Origin of the sequence: Polaromonas vacuolata (assembly GCF_012584515.1) — a bacterium.
In the GTDB taxonomy this organism is placed as follows: Bacteria; Pseudomonadota; Gammaproteobacteria; order Burkholderiales; family Burkholderiaceae_C; genus Polaromonas; species Polaromonas vacuolata.
Genome location: NZ_CP051461.1, coordinates 2,831,570 through 2,846,375 on the forward strand (window position 1 = coordinate 2,831,570; position 14,806 = coordinate 2,846,375).

Sequence of the window (14,806 nt, forward strand, 5' to 3'; positions counted from 1 at the left end):
ATCATCAAACTGCTGTCAATCAAGTCGGCAGGATTGGCGCTTCTGCGCTTGTATCGGTGGCCTCAATCAGCGCCGCGCAGCCAATCAAAGCCCCGCCTAGCCATTCAATCGCGGATAAATTTCCACCACCAAACCAAGTCGCGGTGAGTACTGCGACCAATAGTTCAGACAACATCGCCACGCCAGCGCGGCCGGTTTCCATGTGCGTGACACCAAACTGCCAAGTCACAGTCGCTAGCAACATCCAACCAAAACCGTAAGCCAGCACAGCCAGTACTGAGCCCGCTGTCAAGGACGGAACACTTGCGCCCTGCCCCAACATCCAAAACCCCGACAGCACGCCGCAGCCAATAAAAACCGATGCGGTTTTTGAGCGAATCGGAATGCGTTGACCAGCGCGCGCCAACACGTTGTTGCCCGCAAACGCCAAACCGGCGGACAGGGCTAAATAATCCGCCAGACTCAAAGCAGTAGTGAAAGCCTGACTGCCGCCCAGCACCAACCACAAACCAGCAATCGCCACAACCACGGCCAACTTACGCCGACGGCTGACCGTCTCACCCAAAAACAAATACCCACCCAGCACTGACCATACCGGCGCGAGATAAAAAAGAAACATCACCCTAACCACATCGCCCAGCATCAAGGCATTGACAAACGATGTATTGGCCCAGCCACCAACCAGCGCAAGAGCCAGCAAAATAGCCGTTTGCTGGCGCCACATAGCGCGCTCGCGCCAAAGCCAAATACCCAGCACAAGTCCGACCGGGCCGTAGGCTAGTAAGGACAGCGTGGGGCCAGACAAACCAATATCCACAAACTGTTTTAGCGGCCACCAAGTTAAGCCAAATAGCGAGGAAGAAAACAACAGCACCAAAATCGGTAATGCTGCGCCCGTTGAAGCGCTTGCTAGTTTCATAGTTGTTTGACTTTTTTTATCCATCAAGGCATGACCGATCCGCCGTTCGGCCCGAGTACTTGACCGCAATAAAAGCGTGATAAATCAGAGGCTAAAAATAAGGCCGTGGCGGCAATTTCTTCCGGCTCGGCAATGCGCTGCTGGGGTATGTCTTTTTCTTTCGCCATGCATTCGGCACTCATGCTGTCGATTGAAACCATGACGGTATTAACCGGGCCGGGCGCAATCGCATTGATGCGAATATCCGGCGCAAACTCAAGCGCCAAAGATTTTGTCAAACCAATAACGCCAGCCTTGGCCGCGCAGTAAGGCGCAAATTGCGCGCGGCCTATCAAGGCTAAATCCGACGCGATATTGATGATGACGCCGCGGCGAAGATTCAGCATAGACGGCAGAAATGCGCGTGACATTAAAAACACGGATTTCAAATCACACGCCAACATCCGGTCCCAATCGGCTTCTGTGGTTTCCAAAAATGGAATCTCGGCGATGATGCCGGCGTTATTTACCAAAATATCTATCGGCCCAATAGCGCTTTCAACCCAAGCGGTCATTCGCTCAACGTCTAGCGCCAAACTCACATCCGCCTCAAAAGCCCAAGCCTTCACGCCCATGGTTTGAATCTCTTGCACCAAGGCTTGAGCCTCTGAAGTGCTTGCCAAATGATTCACCACCACCGACGCACCAGCCGCCGCAAAAGCCAAGGCAGTCGCGCGGCCTATGCCGGTGGCCGCACCGGTTATCAACGCTGTGCGGCCGGCTAAAGACAAACTCAAAACAGACGTCATCAAACTGCCGTCAAAAAAGAAACACCCACGGCGCCTAGAAAACCATCGGCTCTGCCCTTAACGCCTAAGTCTTGCACTTGACCGTAGTCGACCGCCAACACGCGTTTAACCCGATTGATGTGAAAGCTGCGCAGCAATTCGCCGACCGTGATTAACTGCGCATACTGCACCGGATACAGCTCTTTATGAAACTCAGGCAGGCGATGCCAAGGCGCGGTAGGTCGCTCGTGGTGCGCATTATGAAAACCAAAATTCAGCCAAATTAAATTTAAAAAACCAGACTTCAAACCGACGATGTCGCTATAGGTATTGGCTTGCTCGTACTCGCGGTCGCGCAGCTTATCAGCCGGCAAGGGTTTGTCGTCGAGAACTGGGTAAGACTCATAGGTGTGCTGAAAGCAATCGGCAAAACGCAAGGCTGTGACAAACACCAAATAGGCGGCGAAATAAAGCACCAAGGCTTTGAGTGACCACAAGCCCAAAGCAATCCACGCAGATAAACGCAGCGCGCCCACAACCAGCACACGGCGACGGCCAGCGCGTTTGCGTTCATCAGTAAACGGCACAAGCATGACAAAGCCGCGCATTAAAAATTCAACCGCTGGAAAGTAAGCCCATTCCAAGGCTAAGACGCTGTTGCGAAACCATGCCGGCGAGCGGTTTAAAAAACCGCGCACATCAAAGGTAATCACATCGGCGCGCTCGACATGGTGGCGCATATGTTTTTTGCGCATGTCAGAAAAATTGGCAAAGCAGCTGCCGTTAATGATACTCATGACACTGCCCCAACGCTCATTCGCGGCGGGGGTTTTAAAAATCGCGTAGTGCGCAAATTCGTGAATAAAGTAAGCCGACCAAATCAAAGTTTGGGCGACCAATAAAAAGCCCAAAACATTGAGCATCCAATTAGCCGAACCGAGTAGTCCCACCCCAGCGATATACGCCAGAATTGTCCAAGCCATTGCCAGTACGTTGGGCCAAACACCATCGGCATAGCGAAAAACAGAAGTCATGATGAAAAGCCCTTAACGCAAAAAAATAAAAACCTTCAGCAAGAAAACTAATTCGCTTGCTGAAGAAAAAAGCCGGTCTTAAAAATTATTTTTTAAGCAAGGCGTTAACGAACTGGGCATCAAAAGTCAAGGCAGCTGCCGGCAAGGCTTTGATCTGGCCTTTGTCTTTGAGAATCTGACCAATAATTTCGCCACTGGCGTAATAAGAGGTTGTGTCTTTAGACAAGGTAAACGCTTTGGGCATTTCAGCGACGGGAATGTTGTAGACGCCAGCTAACTGCTCTTTGACTTCTTTGGGCGAAATACCCATGAATTTGCCAATGATTTTTGCCGACTCTTCTGGCTTGGCTTTCATGTAAGCCATGCCGTCGATATAAGCTTTGATGACGCCAGCGATTTCTGTTGGCTTGGCTTTGATGACTTTTTCGTCAAACACCATCACGTCGGCAATCAAACCAGGTGCATTTTTTGAAGAAAAAATCACCTTGAATTTTTGACCACCACCTTGGCTCAAAATCTGCGACAAGCTTGGCTCATAAGTCACACCACTTGGCATTTGGCCAGAGGCCATAGCAGCCGGTACGGCTTCTGGCGTCATGCTCACCGGGGTGATGTCTTTGTCAGTCATACCCTTGGTTTTAAGCGCGTAGGAAATCAAAAAATCCGATGGTGAGAGCGGATTAAAACCAACTTTTTTACCCTTTAAATCAGCCACGGTTTTAATGCTGCTGTCGACCACAATCGCGTCGCCACCGTTCGAGTAATCAATCGGCATGACCACTTTTTGCCTCTGACCATTAGCGACTTGGCCAATCACTTGGTCATACGTGAGGTGACCACCGTCGATAGCGCCAGAGGCAATTGCTGGCGGAATTAATGCTGGGTCGGTGAAAACCTGAAGAGAAACTTTGAGGTTGTATTTTTTATAAAAGTCTAGTGCTTCAGCAACATAAAAAGGGCCGTAGCCAATCCAGACAATCGTGCCAATTTTCATCGATGCGGGGGCGGCAAAACTGGCGGCTGCGACCATGGTGAGTGCAAAACCCAGAATCGGTTTGCTCAGGCGAGACAGCAACGAGCGGGATTCTTGGCTTGAAAGTGAGAGGCTAGAAGAACGCATGGAAAAACTCCTGGAGTAAAAAATGGGGCGCAGAAAAGTACGACTTGTACATCTGTCTCCCGGGCTTTTATCCCTCCGTGTAATCTCTTGCGAGACCGGCACACTCTCGGACCAGACATCCTGTGATTGAAAACAACCTTGGACCGGAACCCTAGTACGCCTACGTTCTAGCATTTGCACAGTTTTGTACAAATCGCTTTTCATGCAATGGTGCTGTACGCAATAGCCATGCCAACGTGCACAGCGCTAAAAACACTAAAACGCAGCGCAGGCGCACTTATACGCACTGCAAAAGCGCACCACACGGCGCAATGCACTGTTTTAAAACGGCAGGCGCAAAAGCTTTCGATTTACTGACACGACTAGCTTAAAAATCTGCGCTTATGGCGCATAAAACAACTGGTAACACTGGCACGAAACCTGCAGATACAAATTCGTGCATTTTTCACCTTGGTTTTTTTAGTTCTTCTACACACGGACTCTTTATGAAAATTTTCTTATCTTCTGGTTTAGTGTTGGCTTCATTGCTTGTGTCAGGCGCCGCAATGGCTCAAACCGCCGCCCCTACTGCTGCTGCAGAACCAGAATTTACGCTGGGCTACAACTTGGGTCTGACCAGCGATTACCGGGTTCGCGGCATGTCGCAAACAGCTTTCAAAACGGCTGTGCAAGGCGGTGTTGATTACGCCAACAAAAATGGTATTTACTTGGGCTTGGCCGCATCAAATGTAAGTTGGGTCAAAGAATTCAATGGCGCTACCAAAGGTAGTTACGAGGTCGATTTGTATGGCGGCTACAAAGGCGCGATCAATAAAGATTTCTCTTATGACATCGGCCTTATCACTTACCGCTATCCGGGCAATGACTCAGGCGTCGCCAATCCGGCGCGCAATGTGGCAGCCGGCGCTTACTCTAAAGCCGACACCACAGAAATTTACGGCGCTTTGACATACACCATGTTCACGTTTAAATACAGCCGCAGCACCGGTGACTTTCTGGGCAACTTAAAAAGCTCGGGCAGCCAGTACTTTGACTTAAGCGCCGCATTTGATCTTGGCGACGGCATGACGATTACTCCGCATATCGGCCGTCAGTTAATACCAAATCAAAACAGTTTGGGCAACTACTCGGACGCATCACTGAGCTTTAGCAAAGACTTTGGCTCAGGCCTTGTGGCCAGCATTGCCGGTGTTACGACGAACGCGAACCGGACTTTCTACAGCGATACCAATGGCCGGTTTCTGGGTAAAAGCGGTTTGTTGGTTGGTGTGAAATATTCGTTTTAATTAAAAACACGCAAAACCATGCGATTCGCTAACGCACCAATACCAATGCTGATGAGCTGAAGAAACCTAGCGCTAGGTGTTTGATTGGTGTGTTGGCTTTAAGCGTTTTATGTTCAAGCCCAGCATGATCAAGCTAGGGGTCTGATTTTTTATCTACAGACCTTGAGAACTAGCCCTCGCCTCTGAGCGGCGCCGAAATAAAATTTTCCTGTGACAAGGCATGAATCACGCCTCGCATGAGTCGGCTGTTATCAAACCCTAGGCTGTATTGGCGTGCGTTTGGCGAAATCGGTTGGAGCATTTTTCTCTCCACCAACTTTTTGATTTGGTAAGTAGTCTGCGCTGCGTTCATGCTTGGCATAACTTTGCTCAAGTCGGCCGCTTTAGCTACGCCCAGCTTCACCGTCGCTAACAAAACGTTTTCTTCTTGTGCTGAGATCAAGCCTCGGCTGCGTGCGTAAGTCAGTGCGGGTAGCAAAATTTGTTTGCTTAAATAGTCGTAGCGAGTGAGTTGGTCGACCTTTTTCAGCTCGGTCAAAAACCCTTGCAAGACATAGGTGCACCACTGCTCTAGGTCGACTGAAGTGCCGCTGTCTGCGCTGGAAAGCATGGCGTAATACTGGTCTCGGTCGCTGCAAAAAACAGCTGTTGGGTTTAACACCCGACCGCCTGCCTTGACGTTAAAACCGTACTTAATCATCAAGGCATAAGTCAGCAGCCTCACCACACGGCCATTGCCGTTGCCAAAGGGGTGAATCCAGCCAAAGCGATGGTGGGCCAAGGCCACCTTGATCAAGTCGTACTTGGGTGCATCAGCGCGGTTGATAAACGCCACCAGTTCTTCTATATAGCCCGGTACCTGCACAGCTTCTGGCGGCAGATGGCTTGACTGGGCAATCCGAACGGCTTTGCGGCGGTAAGCGCCGGGCGTGGCGTCGCCTTCGCGCACCAGACCCTGCACCGCCAAAGTGTGTAGCTCACGGATGAAATGCTCGGAGATCACCGACCCCGGATCGATTGCAGTCTCAATGAAAACCATGGCTTGCTCGATGTTGTCAATTTCACGCAATTGGTCATCCGCGCTGGCGCTACCGTCTAGTGCGCTTTCAACATAGTCTGCCAATGTGGTGTGGTTACCTTCAATGCGAGCAGAACCCAAACTCTCCAATATATGAAAGACGCGCTTGAGCTGAAAAAACACCGGCGCAGGTGTGGTGCCCGCCAGTTGCAGGCGGCGTAAGTGCTCTAGCTCGGTCAGCACGTCAACTAAAGGGGAGTCAAAACTCGGGTTTATCAGCGCTAGATGGATGTGAAAAAATTCCGGCATGATGCTCCTTTATCTTTAATCTAGGGTAGTAGCTTTCTGTAATTTTATAAAAAAAAACCATTTAAAAACAACAATTTATTTACTTTTTGCCAGAAGATTATCTGTAATTTCTGAAGAATACTATCTCAATATCTTGGCACTGTACAACGCTGAAATGCTATGGCCAATAAGGTAATTACGGTTCTTATCGCTAAACCTCGGAGCCAACCAAGTAGAACAACGCAAAAAGCCGCACCAACGCAGTGAGTCACTGCATCAGTGCGGCTGAGCGGCCAAGTACGAAAGCTTTAACAAAAGCTTTTAGCTTGACGATTAAATCCCCACAACCGCCCCATCAGTACGCGGCTCAGTGCCGCCGCACAGCACGCCGGAGGCATCGCGCCAAATGATTTGGCCGCGCCCAAAAGACATCCGATTCGATTGCCAATTCACCGCATGGCCGCGCGCCGCCAGACCTCTGAAAATATGCTCTGGTGTGGTGCTTTCAATCTGCACTTGCAGACCTTTTTCCCATTCCCAACGCGGCGCATCTAGCGCAGCTTGTGGGTTCAGGTGAAAGTCCACCGTGTTCATAATCATTTGCAGATGGCCTTGCGGTTGCATAAAGCCGCCCATCACGCCGAACGGTCCAACTGGCATGCCGTTCTTGGTCAGAAAGCCCGGAATAATCGTGTGATAAGGTTTTTTACCCGGCGCTAAGCTGTTGGCGTGGTCTGGGTCAAGCGTGAAATTGTGACCCCGGTTATGCAGCGCTATGCCAGTGCCGGGCACCACCATGCCGCTGCCAAAACCCATGTAATTGCTTTGGATCATGGAGACCATATTGCCTTCATCATCGGCAGTGGTTAAAAACACCGTACCACCTTGAGGTGGTGTGCCGGGCAAGGGTTGGCTGGCGTTTTGGCCAATCATTTGACGCCGTTCGTGGGCATAGCCTTCCGACAGCAAGTCCTCGACTTTCACGCGCATATGACGCGGGTCAGCAATGTGTTTGAGACCATCGGCAAAAGCTAGCTTGATGGCTTCAATCTGGCGGTGATAGGTCAGCACGGAGTCGCGCTCAGAAAAGTCAAAACCCTTGAGTATGTTCAGACCAATTAAGGCGACCAAACCGTGGCCGCTGGGCGGGATTTCCCAGACGTCGTAGCCACGGTAATTCACGCTAATCGGGTCTACCCACTCGACCGCATAGTCGGCTAAATCTTGGGCACTGAGGTGACCACCAGCGCCTTGCACGCAGGCGGCAATTTTCTCGGCCAGCGGGCCACGGTAAAAACTCTCGGCATGGCTTTCGGCAATAGAGGTCAAAGTGTCGGCATGACCGGGCAGGCGAATCATCTCGCCAGCGTTCGGTGCGCGCTGTGCGGCGAAAGTGTCAAACCAAGCTTTAAAGTGCGGCTCGGTTAAATTTTTTCTAAACACTTTTGTCGCTTGCTGCCATGCATAAGCGACCGATGGCGAGACCGGAAAACCGTTCGCCGCATAGTTAATCGCCGCACTCATGGAAGCGGTCAGCGGCAAATTACCAAAGCGCTTGGCCAACGCCGCCCAAGCTGCCGGCGTGCCCGGAACTGTGACCGACAGTGGGCCGTATTTAGGCATTTCCTTGTGACCTAAGGCCGCCATGCTTTGCAAACTACTGGCCTGTGCAGCCGGGCCGCTGGCGTTAAGTCCATGCAGTTTTCCGCCGTGCCAGACCAGCGCAAAAGCATCACCGCCAATGCCGTTAGCAGACGGCTCAAGTACCGTCAAGGCAGCAGCAGTTGCAATCGCCGCATCAATCGCATTACCCCCTGCTTGCAGCACTTGTATGCCGGCCTGCGCCGCTAGCGGCTGCGAGGTAGCGACCATGCCGCGGCTGGCGTAGACCACGTTGCGGCGCGATGCATAAGGAAAGTGTTGGGGATCAAACTCAAGCATTCTTGTCTCTTTCTTTTAATTGAAATTATTTGTGGCGCGGATCGAGCGCATCGCGCAGTCCATCGCCTAAAAGGTTAAAGGACAGCACCAACAAAAAGATGGACAGTCCCGGCCATAGCGCCATCCACGGCGCGTTGTCAACATAGTTTTTAGCCGTGTTGAGCATACTGCCCCAGCTAGGCGCAGGCGGTTGCTGACCCAGACCGAGAAAAGACAAGCTGGCCTCGGCAATCACCGCCGCGGCAATCGCCAACGTGGCTTGCACAATCAGTGGCGGCAAGATATTCGGCAGTATGTGGCGAATCGCAATACGCCAATGCGGGTTACCAATGGCGCGTGCAGCTTCGACAAAATCTTCAACCTTGACCGACAACACTTGACCCCGGGTTAAGCGAATAAAAACCGGCGTAGCAGACACTCCGATAGCAATCATGGCGTTGGTCAAACTGGGGCCAAGAAAAGCAGCTAATGCGATGGCCAAAATTAAAAACGGCACAGCCAGCATGGCATCAGTAAAGCGCGAGATCACGCCATCAACCCAGCCGCCTAGATAACCCGCCAAAAGACCAATCGGCACACCCAAGCACATGGCGATGCTGACTGATACTAGGCCGGCTAAAAGCGAAGCACGCGCGCCCCAAATCACACGCGAGAACACATCGCGGCCGATCTCGTCAGTGCCAAACAGATATGCCGCGCTAGGCGCTTTACGCACCGCGCTCCAACTGGTTTGCAAGGGATCTTGCGGCGCTATCCAAGGCGCGAACAAGGCCAGCAAAACAAACATCAACACAATGATTAAACCCAGTATGGCACCACGACGGCGCAGTAAGCGCAGCAAAGCACGCTTAGCGGGCGACAGCTCTCGCGGTGTGAACGCAGGCTTGGCCACGGATAAATTAACGGCACTCATGGCTTAACCCCGAAGACGTGGATTGACATAAAAATAAGCTAAGTCGGCGAGCAAGTTCAGCAGTATGTAAACGCTAGAAGTAAATAGCACCACGCCCTGCACCACTGCGTAATCGCGATTAAAAACCGCATCCACAATCAGCTTGCCAAAACCCGGAATAGAAAATACCTGTTCAGTCAACACGGCGCCAGACAGCAGCGTGCCAAACTCCAGTGCACCCAGCGTGATGATGGGTGTGAGCGCATTGCGCAGTGCGTGTTTCACCACCACTCGGCCCTCACTCAAACCTTTGGCGCGCGCGGTTCTAACGTAGTCGGCGCTCAACACTTGCAACATGGCGCTACGGGTATGGCGCATCAGCACGGCGGCAATCGCATTGCCGAGCACAAAGGCCGGCATGATCATGGCCGCTAGGTTGGCTTTGAGGTCTTCAAACGGGCTGACGTAACCCGACGCAGGCAACCACCCGAGCGAGACAGAGAACAGCAAAATCATCAAAATACCGAGCCAAAAGTTGGGCGTTGAAAGCCCCCACAGCGCCAGCGCATTGGCCAAATAATCCCAAGCAGAATCTTTCGCCACAGCCGAGACAATGCCGGCTGGAATACCAATTAACACCGCAATCAACATAGACAGCGCAGCGAGTTGCAAGGTGACGGGAAGCTTCTCCTTGATTAAATCCAGCACCGGTTTTTGTATCCGCAGCGACTCACCCAAATCGCCCTTGAATACGCCGCCAATCCAATAGGCATAACGCACCGGCAAAGGTTCATCCAAGTGCATTTTTTTCTGCAAATAGGCAATCACCGTTGGGTCCTGGTCTTCACCGGCCAGCATGATGGCTGGGTTGCCCGGCAGCAATTGCTGCAAGCCAAAAATGATGATGGTGACCAAAAACACCGTCGGTATCAGCGCTGATAAGCGCCTTAGAAAATAACTGAGCATGGCGTAGGCCTAGAAAATTGAGTTTATTTAAAAGCCAGTCCCTGCACGCGCATCAGGCCGTCAGGAATAGCACGCACACCGGTCAACTTATTGTTGTAAGCCCAAAGCCAATTGCGGTGATAAAGATAAATCACTGGCCGGTCTTTGTTGGTTTGAATGGCTATTTTCTCGAACAGCTTGGCGCGCTCAGCCGGCTCCCGCACAGAGCGCGATTGGCTTAGCAACGCATCAATTTCTGGTTTGCAATAACCCGAATAATTAAGCGGCTGGTTGCAGCCGTAAAAACTAAACAAGTTGCCGTCCGGATCAACCCGGCCGCTCCAAGCGAGCATGTAAACATCGAACTGGCCCTTGTCAGCCAAGTTAAGCGAGGTGGCAAATTCTGTCGATTGAATCTTCACATCAAAGCCGGCTTCCTTGGCCATGGCCTGCACCACTTGGGCAACACGCTGGCCGTCAGAAGTAGTCGGCGTCATCAGATTCACCACCGGATTAACCACACCGGCTTCCTTGAGCAAAGCCTTGGCGCGGGCGATATTGCGTTTTGGAATTGGTACGCTCTTGGCATAAAAACTATTGTTGGGTGCCAGCCACTGGTTGCCGGGTGAGGCTTCGCCGTCCATCGCCACTTGGGTGATGCCGGCCCGATCCAGCGAGAGCTCAAAAGCTTCGCGCACGCGCGGGTCGCGGCCCATGGCGTTCTTCTTGGCTTCTTCGCTTTTGCCAGTGTTAATCGTCAACCCTTGGTAGCCTAGTTCAGTGATGCGGGCGACGGACAGGCGTTTGTCGTTTTTGATTTGTGGAATGTCTGACGGCGCGACGCGTTCGATCAAATCTAACTGGCCAGCGCGTAAATTCGCCAAACGCACAGTGGAGTCAACCACGGGTTGAAAAATTATTTTGTCAAAGTGAATCGCACTTTTATTCCAGTAATTAGGAAAGCGGTCCAGCACAATCTTGTCTTGCGCTACACGCTCATTAAATTTAAACGGGCCAGAGCAAACCGGCTTGGTGCCAAAGCTGCCAGGGTTTTCTTTGGCGGCTTTGGGCGACACCATCATGCCAGCCCTGTCGGCCAACACGGACAGCAGTGGTGCGAACGGCTGCGACATATTCAAACGCACGGTTAAATCATCGAGCACATCGACGCTGCTAACCGGCAGCAACTCGCCGCGGCGGTTGGAGCCGGGCAGGGTTTTATGCCGTTCGATATTGAACTTCACCGCTGCTGCATCGAATTTTTCACCGTCATGAAAAGTCACGCCGGGGCGTAGTTTCATGATCAGGATTTTGTTGTCTGGCGACCAAACCCAAGACAGCGCTAACTGCGGCACTATGCCGAGTTTTTCATCAATATCAACCAGCTTGTCGCACAGCGAAGCAAACACAATACGGCCAACAAAAGTACGCGCCATGCTGGGGTCAAGCACATCCGGATCTTCCGCCAAACCGATGCGTAAAGTCTGTGATTGAACACCAAAAGCCAGCGTGCTCAGAGCAATCGCAAGAGCGGCGGGTAGGTGACGTTTAAAAGCGGATTTGGCGGATGGCAGTTTGGTATTTTTCATGCTGTCTCAAAGTTAGGTTACAGAAGAATTAAACAAAAAAATGAAGAAGAATTGGCGTTTGAAAAAAGATGAAAATCAAATCGCTGCGGGCAATACTTGTTTGGCAGCGCTGTTAGAAAAAGCCGCTTGCAAAATTTGCAAACGCCGATTCGGGGTGGGAATATGCATTTCAGCAGGCGGTGCACTGGCTGCAATCTCGCGCCAAAAATGGCACGCGACGCTGTGACCGCCGTCAGATAAAAGCTCTGGCACTTCTTCGGCACAGCGCGCTTTGGCGTGCGGGCAACGCGTGTGAAAGCGGCAGCCGCTAGGCGGCGAAACCGGATTCGGCACATCGCCCTGCAGTAGCACACGCTGGCGCACCAAGCCGGGCTCTGGCAGCGGTATCGCACTGAGCAAGGCTTGGGTGTAGGGGTGACGCGGCTGATCAAACAAACTTTTCTTATCCGCGTATTCCACCATCTGGCCGAGATACATCACCGCCACATGCGAAGCAATGTGTTTGACCACCGCCAAGTCGTGGGCGATAAACACATAGGCCAGCCCGAGTTGTTTTTGCAGGTCTTGCATCAGGTTCACGACCTGAGCTTGTATCGACACGTCGAGTGCCGACACTGGCTCATCACACACAATCAAACGCGGCTCAACCGCTAGCGCTCTGGCAATCCCTATACGCTGACGCTGACCGCCCGAAAACTCATGCGGATAGCGCTGCAAATACTGCGCGGGCAGGCCGACCAAATCGAGTAATTCAATCGCCCGCGCTTTTTGCCGACCACGCGCTAAGCCGTGTAATTGCAAAGGCTCGATCAGCGTTTGCTCTACCGTCATGCGCGGATTGAGTGACGAATAAGGGTCTTGAAAAATCATCTGCAACTCACGCCGGCGCTCACGCATGGCCGCGGGTTTTAACGTCATCAAGTCTTGGCCCTCAAACCAAACTTTGCCGGAAGTAGGCTCTAGCAAGCGCAGCACCAAACGGCCAGCGGTCGATTTTCCGCAACCCGATTCGCCGACCAAGGCCATAGTCTGGCCAGCACGCAACTCAAAACTCAAACCATCGACCGCATGCACCACGGCTTTATCACGGCTAAAAAGGCTTTTTTGAACCGGGAAATGTTTGACTAATTTTTCCACTCGCAGCAAAGGCGTGCTGCTATTTTTCTTCGCGTCGTTCATGCAACTGTCTCGCTAGAAAAATCAAGAGGCGCCATCCAGCAAGCCGCTTGGTGACCATCGCCCAAGTCGGTTAGCGGGGGTGGCTCGGCATGGCATTTATCTTGTGCGAACGGGCAGCGCGGCGCAAACCGGCAGCCTTGTAAACCACTCATGGGCGTGGGTACTTGGCCTTCGATGGCCGCAAGCCGGTCTTGTTCTAAATGCAGTTTAGGAATCGATCCCAGCAAGCCAATGGTGTAGGGGTGCTGGGGATTTTCAAACAAATCTTTAACACTGGCGCGCTCGACAATCCGGCCGCTATACATCACCAGCACATCGTCAGCCAGCTCAGCGATCACGCCTAAGTCGTGCGTGATCAGCATGATGGCGGTGCCGGTTTCTTCACGCAGGCTGCGCATTAATTCCAGCACTTGGGCTTGGATAGTCACATCCAATGCGGTGGTCGGCTCGTCGGCAATCAACAGGGCTGGCTCGCAGCACAAAGCCATGGCAATCATGACGCGCTGGCGCATGCCGCCTGAGAGTTTGTGCGGATACTCGTCTATGCGCCGCTCTGGTGCGGGTATACGCACACGGCGCAGCATTTCTATCGCGTGGTCTCTGGCTTGGGCTGGATTTAAATCGCGGTGGCAACGAATCGCCTCTGTCAATTGATCGCCAATCGTGAAGGCCGGATTCAATGAGGTCATGGGCTCTTGAAAAATCATTGCAATACGGTTGCCGCGCAAAGCCCGCATCTCAGGCGCAGACAACTGCGTCAGATCAGCGCCATCAAAAACAATACTGCCGCTGGCAATACGGCCTTGGCCTTTGGGCAGCAAGCCCATGATGGACAGCGAGGTGACGCTTTTACCGCAACCGGACTCACCCACAATGCCCAGTGTGCGGCCGGCTTGAACGGAAAAACTAACGCGATCAACAGCGGTGAATTCACCGCCTTCAACTTTGAAACACGTGCTTAGGTTTTTTACTTCTAACAATGCGCTCATGCTTGTGGCTCCGGGGATTTTTGGGCGGCGTGAAAGCGCGCTATGTGGGCATCAATTTCTGTACGATCGATGATGCCGCTGGGGTTTTCGCGCGTCGCGAGACATTGTGAAAAAGGCAAGTAACGCTCCAAACTCACGCGGTAAAGGCGGAGCAATTCATCCAGTGGTTCTGTATGGTCGTCAATACGAATGTCTAGCGCGGGATAGTCTTGACCCGAGTAAATCAGTAAGGCCGCAGCTTGCTTGCCGCGCTTATCGCCGCCAGCGGTTTGACCGGCTTGCATAGCCAGAATCAAACGCAAGGCAAATGGCAGCGCATTATTGTGTTTATAACTTTGGGCAGTCGCGGCAATCACTTCAGGCCCGGCGAGCATATTGCCAGCGACTGAAAAACCGTTATGCAAACTGTGACCGCACCAGTCCACGCACTCTGCACCGGTGTGGGCAGCGCCTCGGCCTAGCGCATCGACAAGGTGAATTTGGCGCTGCGCAATGCCCGCGTCCAGCGCTAACAATGTGCGCAAAATTTCAGCCGGATCGCGTCCATCAGCCATAGCGGAAAGTGAAGGCGCGGCGAGCAAGGGATTGACCAGTGCTTGGGTGGCCAACGCGCCCACATGGCTTTGGCCAAATGGGCAAAGTGCACCGACTGCAAAAAAGCGACTGGCAACGGCAACACCCAAATCTCCGTTGGTGTCGCGTGCAACTATGGACCAGGTCATGCCATCCTCTCATGCGCTATGAGAGTGGTAAATCCAGCACTCATGCTAGGCTAAACCCTGATAGAAAAAGGCTGCGTCGCATCAGAGCATAGCCTGAAATACGCTTTAGAAAAGCCT

The 14,806-nt window shown here is 52.3% G+C and carries 13 protein-coding genes and 1 riboswitch; of the genes, 1 reads left to right on the forward strand and 12 read right to left on the reverse strand.

From position 1 onward, the window contains the following. Window positions 1–19 precede the first annotated feature (19 nt). From HC248_RS12895 to HC248_RS12910, 4 genes are all read right to left on the reverse strand, one after another. Complete coding sequence (locus HC248_RS12895) at window positions 20–919, reverse strand: DMT family transporter (protein WP_168922828.1); 900 nt, start codon at window positions 917–919, stop codon at window positions 20–22. 23 nt (window positions 920–942) lie between these two features. Further along, the gene (locus tag HC248_RS12900) at window positions 943–1,707 is read right to left on the reverse strand and encodes an SDR family NAD(P)-dependent oxidoreductase (protein ID WP_168922829.1); all 765 of its coding nucleotides are present in this window, start codon (window positions 1,705–1,707) and stop codon (window positions 943–945) included. Next, window positions 1,707–2,720 carry a fatty acid desaturase family protein gene (locus HC248_RS12905; protein ID WP_168922830.1) on the reverse strand — a complete coding sequence of 338 codons (1,014 nt, stop codon included), beginning with the start codon at window positions 2,718–2,720 and terminating at the stop codon, window positions 1,707–1,709. The genes HC248_RS12900 and HC248_RS12905 overlap by 1 nt, the downstream gene beginning before the upstream one ends. A gap of 85 nt (window positions 2,721–2,805) precedes the next feature. Continuing rightward, window positions 2,806–3,840 carry an ABC transporter substrate-binding protein gene (locus HC248_RS12910; protein ID WP_202882385.1) on the reverse strand — a complete coding sequence of 345 codons (1,035 nt, stop codon included), beginning with the start codon at window positions 3,838–3,840 and terminating at the stop codon, window positions 2,806–2,808. A gap of 54 nt (window positions 3,841–3,894) precedes the next feature. Then, window positions 3,895–4,006: riboswitch (guanidine-I (ykkC/yxkD leader) on the reverse strand. A gap of 319 nt (window positions 4,007–4,325) precedes the next feature. On the opposite strand from HC248_RS12910, the gene HC248_RS12915 reads away from it, so the two are divergent. Next, window positions 4,326–5,126 carry a TorF family putative porin gene (locus tag HC248_RS12915; RefSeq protein ID WP_168922831.1) on the forward strand — a complete coding sequence of 267 codons (801 nt, stop codon included), beginning with the start codon at window positions 4,326–4,328 and terminating at the stop codon, window positions 5,124–5,126. A gap of 169 nt (window positions 5,127–5,295) precedes the next feature. On the opposite strand, the gene HC248_RS12920 is transcribed toward HC248_RS12915, so the two are convergent. From HC248_RS12920 to HC248_RS12955, 8 genes are all read right to left on the reverse strand, one after another. Continuing rightward, entirely contained in the window at window positions 5,296–6,453 is a 1,158-nt protein-coding gene (locus HC248_RS12920; RefSeq protein WP_168922832.1) for a Fic family protein, read from the reverse strand. Window positions 6,454–6,765: 312 nt separating this feature from the next. Then, entirely contained in the window at window positions 6,766–8,373 is a 1,608-nt protein-coding gene (locus tag HC248_RS12925) for a gamma-glutamyltransferase family protein (protein ID WP_168922833.1), read from the reverse strand. A gap of 25 nt (window positions 8,374–8,398) precedes the next feature. Further along, window positions 8,399–9,286: an ABC transporter permease gene (locus tag HC248_RS12930; RefSeq protein WP_168922834.1), complete on the reverse strand. Its 888-nt coding sequence runs from the start codon at window positions 9,284–9,286 to the stop codon at window positions 8,399–8,401. 3 nt (window positions 9,287–9,289) lie between these two features. Further along, entirely contained in the window at window positions 9,290–10,231 is a 942-nt protein-coding gene (locus tag HC248_RS12935; RefSeq protein WP_168922835.1) for an ABC transporter permease, read from the reverse strand. 23 nt (window positions 10,232–10,254) lie between these two features. Further along, window positions 10,255–11,799, reverse strand: a complete 1,545-nt coding sequence (locus HC248_RS12940; protein WP_168922836.1) for an ABC transporter substrate-binding protein — start codon at window positions 11,797–11,799, stop codon at window positions 10,255–10,257. Between the two features lie 75 nt (window positions 11,800–11,874). Continuing rightward, the gene (locus HC248_RS12945; protein ID WP_168922837.1) at window positions 11,875–12,978 is read right to left on the reverse strand and encodes an ABC transporter ATP-binding protein; all 1,104 of its coding nucleotides are present in this window, start codon (window positions 12,976–12,978) and stop codon (window positions 11,875–11,877) included. Continuing rightward, window positions 12,975–13,967 (reverse strand): ABC transporter ATP-binding protein, encoded by a 993-nt coding sequence (locus HC248_RS12950; protein WP_168922838.1) that lies wholly within the window; start codon window positions 13,965–13,967, stop codon window positions 12,975–12,977. The genes HC248_RS12945 and HC248_RS12950 overlap by 4 nt, the downstream gene beginning before the upstream one ends. Continuing rightward, window positions 13,964–14,689 carry a DUF1028 domain-containing protein gene (locus HC248_RS12955; RefSeq protein WP_168922839.1) on the reverse strand — a complete coding sequence of 242 codons (726 nt, stop codon included), beginning with the start codon at window positions 14,687–14,689 and terminating at the stop codon, window positions 13,964–13,966. The genes HC248_RS12950 and HC248_RS12955 overlap by 4 nt, the downstream gene beginning before the upstream one ends. Window positions 14,690–14,806: the final 117 nt, after the last annotated feature.

Excerpts from the sequence above, each read along its gene's own strand:
- HC248_RS12955 (WP_168922839.1), bottom strand. The coding sequence starts at position 14,689 with ATGACCTGGTCCATAGTTGCACGCGACACCAACGGAGATTTGGGTGTT.
- HC248_RS12920 (WP_168922832.1), bottom strand. The coding sequence starts at position 6,453 with ATGCCGGAATTTTTTCACATCCATCTAGCGCTGATAAACCCGAGTTTT.
- HC248_RS12895 (WP_168922828.1), bottom strand. The coding sequence starts at position 919 with ATGAAACTAGCAAGCGCTTCAACGGGCGCAGCATTACCGATTTTGGTG.
- HC248_RS12905 (WP_168922830.1), bottom strand. The coding sequence starts at position 2,720 with ATGACTTCTGTTTTTCGCTATGCCGATGGTGTTTGGCCCAACGTACTG.
- HC248_RS12915 (WP_168922831.1), top strand. The coding sequence starts at position 4,326 with ATGAAAATTTTCTTATCTTCTGGTTTAGTGTTGGCTTCATTGCTTGTG.
- HC248_RS12900 (WP_168922829.1), bottom strand. The coding sequence starts at position 1,707 with ATGACGTCTGTTTTGAGTTTGTCTTTAGCCGGCCGCACAGCGTTGATA.
- HC248_RS12910 (WP_202882385.1), bottom strand. The coding sequence starts at position 3,840 with ATGCGTTCTTCTAGCCTCTCACTTTCAAGCCAAGAATCCCGCTCGTTG.
- HC248_RS12945 (WP_168922837.1), bottom strand. The coding sequence starts at position 12,978 with ATGAACGACGCGAAGAAAAATAGCAGCACGCCTTTGCTGCGAGTGGAA.
- HC248_RS12925 (WP_168922833.1), bottom strand. The coding sequence starts at position 8,373 with ATGCTTGAGTTTGATCCCCAACACTTTCCTTATGCATCGCGCCGCAAC.
- HC248_RS12940 (WP_168922836.1), bottom strand. The coding sequence starts at position 11,799 with ATGAAAAATACCAAACTGCCATCCGCCAAATCCGCTTTTAAACGTCAC.
- HC248_RS12930 (WP_168922834.1), bottom strand. The coding sequence starts at position 9,286 with ATGAGTGCCGTTAATTTATCCGTGGCCAAGCCTGCGTTCACACCGCGA.
- HC248_RS12950 (WP_168922838.1), bottom strand. The coding sequence starts at position 13,967 with ATGAGCGCATTGTTAGAAGTAAAAAACCTAAGCACGTGTTTCAAAGTT.
- HC248_RS12935 (WP_168922835.1), bottom strand. The coding sequence starts at position 10,231 with ATGCTCAGTTATTTTCTAAGGCGCTTATCAGCGCTGATACCGACGGTG.